Annotated in this window: 11 protein-coding genes; 5 read left to right on the top strand and 6 right to left on the bottom strand. The window is 68.4% G+C overall.

From position 1 onward, the window contains the following. The first annotated feature begins 165 nt into the window (after window positions 1-165). Together AC2VOP_RS05785 and AC2VOP_RS05780 are read left to right on the top strand one after the other, a co-directional pair. Window positions 166-1,506, top strand: a complete 1,341-nt coding sequence (locus AC2VOP_RS05785; RefSeq protein WP_486960063.1) for a M20/M25/M40 family metallo-hydrolase — start codon at window positions 166-168, stop codon at window positions 1,504-1,506. A 36-nt stretch (window positions 1,507-1,542) separates the two neighbouring features. Continuing rightward, a complete protein-coding gene (locus tag AC2VOP_RS05780) occupies window positions 1,543-2,109 on the top strand; it encodes a YbhB/YbcL family Raf kinase inhibitor-like protein (protein WP_486960062.1) in 567 nt (188 codons plus the stop codon). A 101-nt stretch (window positions 2,110-2,210) separates the two neighbouring features. On the opposite strand, the gene AC2VOP_RS05775 is transcribed toward AC2VOP_RS05780, so the two are convergent. The 4 genes from AC2VOP_RS05775 to AC2VOP_RS05760 all read right to left on the bottom strand — a co-directional run bounded on the left by AC2VOP_RS05775 (window position 2,211) and on the right by AC2VOP_RS05760 (window position 7,326). Next, window positions 2,211-3,278: a quinone-dependent dihydroorotate dehydrogenase gene (locus tag AC2VOP_RS05775; protein WP_486960061.1), complete on the bottom strand. Its 1,068-nt coding sequence runs from the start codon at window positions 3,276-3,278 to the stop codon at window positions 2,211-2,213. Between the two features lie 3 nt (window positions 3,279-3,281). Continuing rightward, window positions 3,282-3,545, bottom strand: a complete 264-nt coding sequence (locus AC2VOP_RS05770) for a DUF5703 family protein (RefSeq protein WP_486960060.1) — start codon at window positions 3,543-3,545, stop codon at window positions 3,282-3,284. Then, a complete protein-coding gene (locus tag AC2VOP_RS05765; protein WP_486960064.1) occupies window positions 3,542-4,528 on the bottom strand; it encodes a YncE family protein in 987 nt (328 codons plus the stop codon). Before AC2VOP_RS05765 ends, AC2VOP_RS05770 begins: the two co-directional genes overlap by 4 nt. A 392-nt stretch (window positions 4,529-4,920) precedes the next feature. Beyond that, window positions 4,921-7,326 (bottom strand): MMPL family transporter, encoded by a 2,406-nt coding sequence (locus tag AC2VOP_RS05760; protein ID WP_486960059.1) that lies wholly within the window; start codon window positions 7,324-7,326, stop codon window positions 4,921-4,923. A gap of 149 nt (window positions 7,327-7,475) precedes the next feature. Between AC2VOP_RS05760 and AC2VOP_RS05755 the strand changes: the two genes are divergently transcribed. Genes AC2VOP_RS05755 through AC2VOP_RS05745 form a run of 3 tightly spaced genes read left to right on the top strand, consistent with a single transcriptional unit; the run spans window position 7,476 to window position 10,044 of the window. Then, window positions 7,476-8,528 carry a type III polyketide synthase gene (locus AC2VOP_RS05755; protein WP_486960058.1) on the top strand — a complete coding sequence of 351 codons (1,053 nt, stop codon included), beginning with the start codon at window positions 7,476-7,478 and terminating at the stop codon, window positions 8,526-8,528. Between the two features lie 2 nt (window positions 8,529-8,530). Beyond that, entirely contained in the window at window positions 8,531-9,031 is a 501-nt protein-coding gene (locus AC2VOP_RS05750; RefSeq protein ID WP_486960057.1) for an isoprenylcysteine carboxyl methyltransferase family protein, read from the top strand. Further along, window positions 9,028-10,044, top strand: coding sequence for an NAD(P)/FAD-dependent oxidoreductase (locus tag AC2VOP_RS05745; RefSeq protein ID WP_486960056.1), 1,017 nt, complete (start codon window positions 9,028-9,030; stop codon window positions 10,042-10,044). Before AC2VOP_RS05750 ends, AC2VOP_RS05745 begins: the two co-directional genes overlap by 4 nt. Window position 10,045: 1 nt before the next feature. Here the strand turns inward: AC2VOP_RS05745 and AC2VOP_RS05740 are convergent, their stop codons facing one another. After that, window positions 10,046-10,780: a zf-HC2 domain-containing protein gene (locus AC2VOP_RS05740; RefSeq protein ID WP_486960055.1), complete on the bottom strand. Its 735-nt coding sequence runs from the start codon at window positions 10,778-10,780 to the stop codon at window positions 10,046-10,048. Continuing rightward, on the bottom strand, window positions 10,777-11,307 hold the full coding sequence (locus tag AC2VOP_RS05735; RefSeq protein WP_486960054.1) for a sigma-70 family RNA polymerase sigma factor: 531 nt from the start codon (window positions 11,305-11,307) through the stop codon (window positions 10,777-10,779). Before AC2VOP_RS05735 ends, AC2VOP_RS05740 begins: the two co-directional genes overlap by 4 nt. Window positions 11,308-11,507: the final 200 nt, after the last annotated feature.

Genomic DNA, 11,507 nt, shown 5'->3' with positions numbered 1-11,507 from the left:
GTAATAGGGCACTAGCACCTCAAGCTAGCGCGTCTGCCATTCCGCCACTCGGACCAACGCTCAAGCGTCGAGCAGCTAAGGCTATCGGATTCGGGCGCGGCGACCCAAACCTGCAAGCACGCCAAGCACGGTGCGCGGTGCCGGCGGTAGGAAGTGGTAGGAAGGGTGACTGTGGCACTCAGGGTCGATCCAGCCGACGAAGTGGTGGACATCGTCAGCACCCTGATCCGGTTCGACACCACCAATACCGGCGAGGCAGACACCACCAAGGGGGAGGCCGAGTGTGCCCGCTGGGTCGCCGCCAAGCTCGAAGAGGCCGGCTACCGAACCGAATACGTCGAGTCCGGTGCGCCGGGGCGGGGCAACGTGTTCGCCCGGCTGGCCGGCGCCGACGCGTCCCGCGGCGCGCTGCTGATCCACGGCCACCTGGATGTCGTACCGGCTGAGCCTGCTGACTGGAGCGTGCACCCGTTCTCCGGTGCGGTCGAAGACGGCTACGTGTGGGGCCGCGGCGCGGTCGACATGAAGAACATGGTCGGCATGATGGTCGCGGTGGCCCGGCACCTGTCGGCGACCGGCACCGTGCCACCCCGCGAGCTGATGTTCGCCTTCGTCGCCGACGAAGAGGCCGGCGGCCGCTACGGCGCGCACTGGCTGGTCGATCACCGTCCCGATCTGTTCACTGGAGTCACAGAAGCGATCGGCGAGGTCGGCGGCTTTTCGCTGACGGTGCCGCGCCGCGACGGCGGTGCGCGTCGGCTCTACCTGATCGAAACCGCGGAGAAGGGCCTGTGCTGGATGCGGTTGACCGCCCACGGCCGCGCCGGGCACGGCTCGATGATCAACCACGACAACGCCGTCACCGTCGTCGCGCAGGCGGTCGCACGGCTGGGCAGCCACCGGTTTCCGCTGGTGCTGACCGACGCCGTGGTCCAGTTTCTGGCGGCGGTCAGCGACGAGACCGGACAGACCATCGACCTCGATTCACCGGACCTGGAAGGGATGGTGGAGAAGCTGGGGTCGATCGCCCGGATGGTCAACGCTACCTTGCGCGACACCGCCACCCCGACGATGCTGCGCGCCGGCTACAAAGCCAACGTCATCCCCGCGGCGGCGGAGGCGGTGCTCGACTGCCGGGTGCTGCCCGGCCGGAAGGCCGCATTCGAGGCCGAGGTCGACGGGCTGATCGGTCCGGAGGTGACTCGGGAATGGATTGCCGACCTGCCACCCTACGAAACCAGTTTCGACGGCGACCTGGTCGATGCGATGAATGCCGCGCTGTTGGCCCAAGATCCCGACGCCCGTACTGTCCCTTATATGTTGTCCGGTGGAACCGACGCGAAAGCATTTGCCCGTTTAGGTATTCGCTGCTTTGGCTTCACCCCGCTGCGGCTGCCGCCGGAACTCGATTTTGCTGCGCTTTTTCATGGTGTCGACGAGCGGGTGCCCGCCGACGCGCTGAAGTTCGGCACCAGGGTGCTGCAACACTTCTTGACACACTGTTGAACCAGTTGCCCCACTGCCACGACGAGAGGACCGACAATGAGCACACCCCCCGACCCGTATGCCGGTCAGACCTCGATCGCGCGCCCCAACCCGTACGACGAGCTGCCGAAGCTGCCGTCGTTCCGGCTGACCTCGGCGTCGGTCACCAACGGGCAGCCGCTGGCCAGCGCCCAGATCAGCGGCATCATGGGCGCCGGTGGCAAGGATCTCAGCCCCCAGCTGAGTTGGTCGGGATTCCCGGAGGAGACACGCAGTTTCGCCGTCACCGTCTACGACCCTGACGCCCCGACCCTGTCCGGGTTCTGGCACTGGGCGGTGGCCAACCTGCCGGCCACCGTCACCGAGCTGCCGGAGGGCGCCGGCGACGGCAGTCTGCTGCCGGGAAACGCGCTGACACTGGTCAACGACGCCGGTATGCGCCGCTACGTCGGTGCCGCGCCGCCCGCCGGTCACGGTCCGCATCGCTACTACATTGCCGTGCACGCGGTCAAGGTCGAGAAACTGGACCTGCCCGAAGACGCCAGTCCGGCGTTTCTCGGGTTCAACCTGTTCATGACCGCGATTGCCCGTGCGGTCATCTTCGGCACCTACGAGCAGCGGTAGCGCCCCCATCGGCCACCGCGAGCATGCAGAAAATCGCATTTCTGCGGCCTGGATCGTGCGATTATGCGCATGCTCGCGCTAGGGGGCGGCCGAGCCCCGTCCTAGGGGGCGGCCGAACCCACCGCGTCGGCCAGCGACGCGAACCCGCCGTCGTGCAATCGGCGGGCAAGACCGTCGTGAATGTGTTTGGCCCACAGGACGCCGCCGTAGACGAAGCCGGTGTAGCCCTGCAGCAAGGCCGCGCCTGCGGTGATGCGCTCCCAGGCGTCGTCGGCGGTTTCGATCCCGCCGACGCTGATCAGGACCAACGTGCCACCGGCCCGGGCGTACAGCTGACGCAGCACCTCAAGCGCCCGGCGGGCCACCGGCGGGCCGGAGATGCCGCCGTCGCCGAACCGGTCCACATCGCGGGTGGCCAGTCCGTCGCGTGCTGCCGTGGTGTTGGTGGCGACGATGCCGGTCAGGCCCAACTCGACGGCCAGATCGGCGATGGCGTCGATATCGGGGCCGGTCAGGTCGGGCGCGATCTTCACCAGCACCGGGGTCGCGGTCTCGGCTCGCACCGCGGACAGGATCGGTCTCAACCGTTCCACCGCCTGCAGGTCGCGCAGTCCCGGCGTGTTCGGTGAGCTGACGTTGACGACCAGATAGTCGGCCAGCGGGCCGAGCAGTCGAGCGCTGGTGCGGTAATCGTCGACCGCGTGCGCGGGTGGGGTGGTTTTGTTCCTGCCGATGTTGACCCCGATCGGCACGCACGGGTGGTGCCGGGCCAGTCGTGCCGCCAGCGCACCGGCTCCGCGGTTGTTGAACCCCATCCGGTTCAGCAGTGCCCGGTCAGCGGGCAACCGGAACAGCCGTGGTCTGGGGTTGCCCGGTTGCGGGGTGGCGGTGACGGTGCCGACCTCGGCGTAGCCGAAGCCCAGCGCACCCCAGGCGCGCAGCCCGGCGCCGTCCTTGTCGAACCCGGCGGCCAGCCCGAGTGGCCCGGGAAAGTTCACCCCGAATACGGTGCTGGCCAGCACCGGGTCGGTGGGTGCCAGCGCCCGGTGCAGGCGGCGGCGCAGCGGCGCGGAAGCGGTGGCGGCGCGCAGTGCCGCGGCTCCCAGGGTGTGGGAGCGTTCGGGGGGCAGCAAAAACAGCGCCCGGCGCAGCACGCCGTATGCGCCCATCAGCTAAAACCCCGGCTGGTCGATCAACTCAACGGCGGGCCCATTCCGATGGGACTTCTTTCGGCGCAACAACACCCGTCTGCTTCCGTCGTTGTAGAGCCGTACCCGGGTCAGTTCCCAACCGCGGTACTCCGCTTCGATGGACAACCGGGTGGACGCGGTGATCTGGGTGATCTCCGGTGGCAGCCGCAGCGGCACCCACTCGTATTCGTCGGACATCTCGGTGCCCCAGTCTGCCGGGAGCCGGCGAGGGCGCGCCGCGGTCAATGCCGGCCCGCCGCGTGCTCGACGACCTGGACTCCGTCACCTACCCCGGACACGACATACAGGGTGCCCGACGCGTCATCGAAGGCCAGCGCGTTGGGTTGCCGCACGGTTGGATACCGTACCTTTTCCACCGGTGTGCCGGTGGCAAGATCGAAACCGATAACAGTGTTCGTCCCGGTCTGCGAGACCCAGGCCAGCTGACTGGAGCCAGCCAGGCCGTAGGGAGCGTCGGCCACCGGGTAGGCCTGCCGCAGCATCAGCGGGTCCACGCCGTACACCAGCAACTGGCCGCCGCGGGTGTCCGCAGCCAACACCAGACCGTGTGGATCGGCCGCCAGGGTGGTGGCGCCGCGGCCGGCGCGCAGTGCGTACCGAGGCTTGCCGTCCGGGCCGACCGTAATCACCGAGGTTTGACGACGATCCAGCACTACTGCTGTATCCCCCTGTGTCACAATCGAATCAACGCGACTCGAGGTATTGGCCCGGGCCGCGACGGCGTCTTCGCCCGCGGTTTCGGGGGCCAGTGTGTAGACGGCGCCATCGGCGCTGCCCAGCACCATTGTGCCGTCGGCGCGACGTGCGATCGCGGTGAACTCGGTATCGGCCGGGCCGTTGACGCCGACCCGGCGGACACGGCCAGTTGCCAGGTCGACGATGAAATAACCGCCATGCGCAGACAGGTAGGCGCTACCCCGGCCGTCACCGGCGAGCGCGGTTGCCGCGCCCGGCAGTGCGATGGCGCGTCCCGGGCCGTTGCCGGCTCCTAACACCGTCACCGTGGCCGACGTCTGCGGATCGGCGCCGGGGGAGAGCACCACCAGCTGTGAAGTGCCCGCGTCGAAGGTCGCTGCGGTCGGCTGCCCGCCCAACGGCCGCACGACGCCGGCCGGTGAATGCGATAGCGGCGGCGAAGCGGCGGGCGCAGCGGGGGCGATCGTCGGTCGCGGGGCAGTGATCGGGTTTGACGCACACCCCGCGGTCATGAGCAGCGAGAGCAGCGAGAGCAGCGAAAACACCAGCTTGGCCAGCGGGCCGGGTAGCTGCGGCTGATCTGCGTGTGCTGCGAGTTTGTGCTGCTGTGACAAGGGTGGCAACGGTCCGCCTTTTGTCGACGGTCGGCGAAGTGGGGATGAAACGTGCTTTTCAGGAAAGCGATTCAGCCGACTTCTGGCGCGTTTCGCACATTCTAAGACGTCGAGAAGCTACTCTGCGTTGCATGATCGCCACCGAGGACCGGCCGCTGGCTGCTGATGAGTTTGTCATCGAAGACATGTCGACCGGGGCCTTCGCCAGTGGGTTCGGCCTGGCTGGTAATGGCCGTAGGTTCTCATTTCGCATCGAGCATCAGTTGCTGATCGTCGAGGTGTACCGGCCGTCACTGGACGGCCCCGTCCCGCAGGCCGAGGACGTGGTCGCGACGTTGAGCAGAAAACTCGTCGGCATCGACATCGCCGACGAGCGCAGCCTGGGCGCGACCGTCCGCGACGCGGTGGCGGCCGTGGAACCGGTATGGCGTTCCTGACGACCCGCGCCGAGACGCGCGGTGCCGCCCGCGTTCGGTTGGCGACGGCGTGCGCTTGCTGTCCTCACTGATGCCGAACCGTTCGTGCAGCCGGGTCAGCGAGCTGGGTGCCCACCAGTTCGTCCGGCCCAGAAGATGCATGAACGCAGGCACCAGAACCGTCCGCACCAGGGTGGCGTCTGCCAGTACGGCCAGCGTGAGCCCGACGCCGAACATGCGAATGAAAGACACCTGCGCGGCGATCAGCGCGGCAAACGAGATCGACATCACCAGGGCGGCGGCGGTGATCACCCGGCCGGTGCGGGCCAGCCCGAGTGCGACGCTGGCGTCGTTGTCGGCTTGGGTGCGGTCGGAGGCCAGCCAGTATTCCCGGATCCGGGCGATCAGGAACACCTCGTAGTCCATCGACAACCCGAACGCGATGCAAAACAACAGCACCGGCATGTTGGCGACCAGGGTCCCGGTCGGCGTCGTTCCCAGTGCGCCGAGATGGCCGTCCTGGAAGATCCACACCAACGCCCCGAAGGCTGCCGTCAACGACAGCACGTTGAGAGCGAGCGCTTTCACCGGCAACACCACACTGCCGGTCAGCAAAAACAGCAGCACGAACGTGATTGCCGCGATCAACCCCAGCACCAGCGGTAACCGTGAGGTGATGGCGGCTACGCTGTCGCGGTTGGTCTGCGCCACCCCGGCCAGTTGAACCGGCTGGCCGGCCGCGCTGGCGGCCTGGTGCAGCCGGTCGAGCTGGGTGTCGGAGGCTTGGGAGAACAGCGGTGCGGTGCTGGCGATTGTGAAGAACGCGCTGCCGTCGGCCAGCCCGGTCGGGGTCGCCGGCGGCCCCACCCGGCTTCCACCGACAAACGTCCCGGTCGGGGCGGTCACGGCCGACACGTTCGGCACTGCTGACAGCGCTGCGGCGACACGTTCGAGATCGGTCGGGCGGAGACTGCTGGCATCGGCGACGACCGCAGTGACCGTGGTGGCCGAGTCGTCGGTGAAACCGCTGCGCAGCCGGTCGCCGACCTGATGCGCCGACGCCGAGCGAGGTAGCGCCCGATCGTCGGGGAAACCCCACTTGACCCCGAGAAACGGCGACCCCAGCAGCGCTAACACTGCGACACCGGCCAGGCCGATCGGCACCGCGCGGCGCATCACCGCGGTCGCCGAGCGGTACCAGAACAGCCGCTCGACCGGTTTGGGCGCGGGTTCGGCGCGCCCCAGCACCCGGCGGACCAGCCGGCGCACATCCAGGGAGTCGAGTCGTGCGCCGAGCAGCACGATGACCGCGGGTGTCACCACAACGGCCGCTATGGCGACGACCACCACGGTGGCGACCCCGGCGTAGGCGAAGGACTTCAGGAAGTACATCGGGAAGCCCACCATGACTGCCATCGACAACGCGACGGTGGTCGCCGAAAACAACACCGTGCGGCCCGCGGTGGTCATGGCGGTGACGAGCGCATCGTCGGCCGCCGCACCGCCGGCCAGCTCGTCGCGGTAGCGGCTGATGATCAACAGGGTGTAGTCGATCGCCAGGGCCAGGCCCATCGCGGTGGTCAGGTTGAGCGCGAAGATCGACACGTCGGTGGACAACGTGATCAACCGCAGCATCGCCATCGACCCGACGATCGCGCACGCACCCACCGCCAGCGGCAGCGCTGCCGCCAGCAAGCCGCCGAACACCCAGACCAGCACGATGAAGCTCAGCGGGATCGCGATCGATTCCATCAGCAGCAGGTCGTGTTGGTTCTGCTGATTGATCTGTGCATACATCACCGCACCGCCGCCGGCTGCGACGGTGACGCCGTCGCGGTCATGCACCAGTTCGTCGGCCAGCGACTTGGCGTAATGCTGGGCGTTATTCTCGCCGCCCTTCAGCTCGGCGACGATCAGGCCGGTTTTGCCGTCGGTGCTCACCAGCCCGGGTGACCCGGTCCAGGCCGAGGACACCCGGTACACCCACGGCGAGGCCTGCAGGTGGGCGACGATGTCGGTGCCCACCACGCGGGCTCGGCCGCCCGTTGCACCGTCGGGGGCGGTCACCGTGATCAGCATCTGCTGGTCGCTGTGGCCGAACTTGTCGATCAACACCTGGGCCGCTCGGGCCGACTCCGACGCCGGAGCTTGAAACCCACCCGCTGCCAGCCTGCCGGCCACCGGGGCGCCGAAGATAGCCGACCCGATCAGGACCAGGAGAGCGGCGGCGACCATCCGCCGGGGCGCGACGAGGGCAACTCGAGCGATCCCCCGCAACATATCGGATCCTTCGGTTCGATGTCGGTGCCGGCTTGACAATCCCTTCGTGCCCTTCCTGTTACTGACGAAATCGGCGGGCAGATGGTTCATTCGGTTCGCGGCCGGCCCGAACCGGTGAACCGGTGAGCCGGCAATGCCGTACCCCCAATGTGAACAACTCGCCCCCCGCCATCGCCGCCGTCACGGTAGCGCTCCCGCCGCACCGATACAGCCAAGACGAAACGACGACGGCACTGGCCAATTTCGCCGGCTCGGAGTTTCGACGGTTCGCCGCCAGCAGTGGAGTGGTTACCCGCCGGCTCGCGCTACCGCTGTGGCGCTACCCGAAGCTGAACGGTTTCACCGAAGCCAACCGTGTCTACCTGGAGGTGGCGCTCGAGCTTGGTGAGCGGGCGCTGCGGTCGGCGCTGGACACCGCCGGGATCGATCCGGGTGAGATCGACATCGTGTTCTCGACGACGGTCACCGGGCTTGCGGTGCCGACCCTGGAAGCGCGGCTGGCGACACGCGTCGGACTGCGGCCCGACGTCAAGCGCGTGCCGCTGTTCGGGCTGGGCTGTGTCGCCGGTGCCGCCGGCGTGGCCCGCATGCACGACTATCTGCGCGCCTTCCCCGGCCACGTCGCCGCACTGCTCGCGGTTGAACTGTGCTCGTTGACCATTCAGCGTGACGACCGTTCGGTCGCCAATCTGGTGGCGTCCAGCCTCTTTGGCGACGGTGCTGCCGCCGTCGTCGCAACCGGCGCCGACCGCACGCCGGCGGGGCCGACAGTGCCAACGGTGCTGGCCAGCCGCAGCCACCTCTACCCCGACACCGAGGACGTCATGGGATGGCACATCGGCGCCGACGGGTTCCGGATCATCCTGTCCGTGGACGTGGCGACCGTCGCCGAGAAGTACCTCGCCGAAGACGTCCGCCAATTCCTCGCCGACCACGGGCTGGTCACCGAAGACGTGGCCAGGTGGATCTGCCACCCCGGCGGACCGAAAGTGATCGAGGCCGTCGATAACGGGCTGGACCTGCCCGCCGATGCGCTGGACCGTACCCGAATTTCATTGCGGGACAACGGAAACATGTCGTCGGTGTCGGTGCTCGACGTGCTTCGCGACACCATGGCCGATCCACCGCCCCCCGGATCGATCGGTCTGATGATCGCGATGGGGCCGGCCTTCTGCTCCGAACTCGTCCTGCTGCGCTGGTAGCCATGTACACCCTGCTGGTCATTGCGGTCGGGATCGAGCGGCTGGCCGAGCTGGCAGTGGCGCGGCGCAACACTCGATGGTCTGTCGCCCACGGTGGTGTGGAACTCGGGCGCAGCCACTATCCGGCGCTGGTTGGCGTCCACGCCGGATTGCTGGCCGGATGCCTGGCCGAGGTCTGGGCGGCCCACCGTGATTTCATCGGCTGGCTGGGTTGGCCGATGCTGGCGGTGGTGGCGGCAAGCCAAGCGCTGCGATGGTGGTGCATCACAACGCTGGGCCGGCGGTGGAACACCCGGGTGATCGTGATCCCGCAGGCCTCCCTGATCCGACGTGGCCCGTACCGGTGGCTGAACCACCCCAACTACGTGGCCGTGACGGCCGAGGGACTGGCGCTGCCGTTGGTGCACACGGCCTGGCTGACCGCGATCGGCTTCACCGTGGCCAACGCGCTGATCCTGGCGGTCCGCCTTCGGGTGGAAAACGCTGCGTTGGGATACGCATGACGAGCTACGACGCCGACTTGCTCGTCGTCGGCGGCGGCCCAGGCGGGCTCGCCGCAGCGTTATACGCACGCCGGCAGGGACTTTCGGTGATCGTGGCCGAACCGCGGTCCGGGCCGGTCGACAAAGCGTGCGGTGAGGGCCTGATGCCCGGCGGCCTGGCCGAGCTGGCGGCGCTCGGGGTAGACCCGGCCGGGATGCCGCTGGCGGGCATCGCCTACGTGGGTGAGCGGCACCGGGCCGAAGCTCGTTTCGCCGACGGCCGGGGGCAGGGGGTGCGCCGCACCACATTGCATGCCGCCCTCGCTGAACGTGCGAAAGCCGAAGGCGCCCAGTGGATCGCGACGCGGATCGGCCACGTCGACCAGGATGGGCGCGGGGTGATGGCCGCCGGGATTCGCGCCAAGTGGTTGATCGGTGCGGACGGACTGCATTCCGCGGTCCGCCGCGCGGTGGGAATCCAGGCGGTAGCCGGAACTCCCCGGCGCTACGGAGTGCGCTGTCACTACACGGTGCCGCCGTGGTCTGAGTTCGTCGAGGTGCACTGGTCGCGGTGGGGCGAAGCATATGTGACCCCGGTGCGACCGGATCTGGTCGGCGTGGCCCTGCTGTCCCGGCACCGCCCCGACCTGGCCTGGTTCCCATGGCTGGCGCAACGCCTGCAGGCTTGCGACCGGGGGCCGGCCCGCGGCTGTGGGCCGATGCGACAGGTCGTCTCGCGCCGCGTCGCCGGCCGGGTGCTGCTGGTAGGTGACGCGGCTGGCTACGAGGATGCGTTGACCGGCGAAGGTGTCAGCTTAGCCGTCAAACAAGCCGCTGCGGCGGTGGGCGCCATCGTCGAGGACAGTCCGGCGTCCTACGAACGGGCGTGGCGGGCGATCACGCGCGATTACCGCCTGCTGACCCGGGCGCTGGTGCTGGCCAGCGCAGCCCGAACAGCCCGCCGAGCCATCGTTCCCGCATGTGCCACGCTGCCCAGTGCGTTCGGCGGGGTGGTGCGCACCCTGGCGCGCTGATCTACAGCGTGCGCTGCAACAGCACGTCGCCGCTGTCCGCGGACACCACCTCAACGGATGCGATCTGATTGGCCGGCAGTGACGTGCTGCCGGTGGGCAGCGCCGTATGTCCGGGGTGCGCCACCCAGCTCGCCAGCCTGCTACGGCTTCCGTCGCGTCCCACCACGACCATCGCCAACGTGTCGTGCGGGGCGTCGGCCGGCGCCAGGCACACGCAGCGCAACTCGATGAGTGTCCCCCAGCTCTCATCGCTCAGCGAGACGGTCGACGCCAGCAGCGCGGTGTGCACCTGGGCCATCGGCAGCGCCGCGACACTCACCTGCGGCGGGGGACTGGTCGGCAGGGGGTGGCCGGTGACGCCGACGAGCACCCCGATCGCCAGCACCACCGCCGCGGCAGCGGTGCCTATCCAGGCCAGGTGCGCCCGGCGCCACCGAAGTCGCTGCCGGTGCACCGTCGTCAACAGCGACGGCAGCAGCTGCGCGGGTAGTGCCTGCGCTGCCTGCGCTTCAGGGGCGTCGACGGGCTCGTCGAAGGACCCCAACACATCGTGGTCGAGCTGCGACAGCAGAGCTGGCACGCCACTGAGATCGGTGACTGCCTGACGGCACGATGCACACTCAGCCAGGTGCAACTCGAATTCCCGCCGATCGGTCGAAGACAGGGACCCCAGCACGTAGGCGGCGTCCCACATCTGGTATTTGTGGACAAATTCGGGCTCCCACCTCGGGCTCATCGAGTCACCCCCAGTTCCTGCAATCCGAGCCGCAGCGCCTGCATCGCGTAGTGCAGCCGCGACTTCACGGTGCCCTCGGCGATCCCGAGATCGGCGGCGATCCGGGCGGTGCTCCAGCCCCGGTAATACGACCGGCAGATCACCGCGCGATGGTCGGCCGACAGCCGCCCGACCGCGTCGGCGATCAGCATTCGGTCCAATGTCGCATCGACCTCGTCCGGGCCCGCTCGCTCGGGCGCCCTGTCCAGCGAAGAAACTTCATGGCGCGCCCGTGCGCTACGGGTGAAGTCGATGACCAGGTTGCGGGCGACGGTGAAAAGCCAGGCGCGGGCGGTGCTCCCGCCGACCTCCGGATGCTGCCAGGCCCGCAGCAGCGTTTCCTGGACGACGTCTTCAGCTCGGTCGCGGTCCCCGGTCAATCGCAGGACATAACGCCACAGCACGGCGGCGTGCTCGTCGTAGAGCGCCTTCATCAGGGTGTCTTCCGGGGTCGCCGCGCCGGTGATTACCGCGGTGGCAGCGGGCATGTGCTTTACCTCCCACTGATGACACGAATTGCCAGCGCACCCGGTTCACCGGTGCCGCGGTCAAGCTGCGGTCAGTCCGGGATCCAGTTTGCGGTCCGGAAGACTGTCAAGGGACATGGGGAACTGCCCAGTGGCGGTCATGAAAACTGCCCGCTGGCGGTCACGAGATCTGCCCAGTGGTGGCCACCAGCGATGCCGGG

It is taken from the genome of Mycobacterium sp. TH-M106, assembly GCF_057473765.1.
This window is presented reverse-complemented; position numbering and strand designations above follow the sequence as displayed.

Coding starts and splice junctions, on each gene's coding strand:
- AC2VOP_RS05780 (WP_486960062.1), top strand. CDS start 1,543: ATGAGCACACCCCCCGACCCGTATGCCGGTCAGACCTCGATCGCGCGC.
- AC2VOP_RS05775 (WP_486960061.1), bottom strand. CDS start 3,278: ATGGGCGCATACGGCGTGCTGCGCCGGGCGCTGTTTTTGCTGCCCCCC.
- AC2VOP_RS05765 (WP_486960064.1), bottom strand. CDS start 4,528: ATGACCGCGGGGTGTGCGTCAAACCCGATCACTGCCCCGCGACCGACG.
- AC2VOP_RS05760 (WP_486960059.1), bottom strand. CDS start 7,326: ATGTTGCGGGGGATCGCTCGAGTTGCCCTCGTCGCGCCCCGGCGGATG.
- AC2VOP_RS05750 (WP_486960057.1), top strand. CDS start 8,531: ATGTACACCCTGCTGGTCATTGCGGTCGGGATCGAGCGGCTGGCCGAG.
- AC2VOP_RS05745 (WP_486960056.1), top strand. CDS start 9,028: ATGACGAGCTACGACGCCGACTTGCTCGTCGTCGGCGGCGGCCCAGGC.
- AC2VOP_RS05740 (WP_486960055.1), bottom strand. CDS start 10,780: ATGAGCCCGAGGTGGGAGCCCGAATTTGTCCACAAATACCAGATGTGG.
- AC2VOP_RS05735 (WP_486960054.1), bottom strand. CDS start 11,307: ATGCCCGCTGCCACCGCGGTAATCACCGGCGCGGCGACCCCGGAAGAC.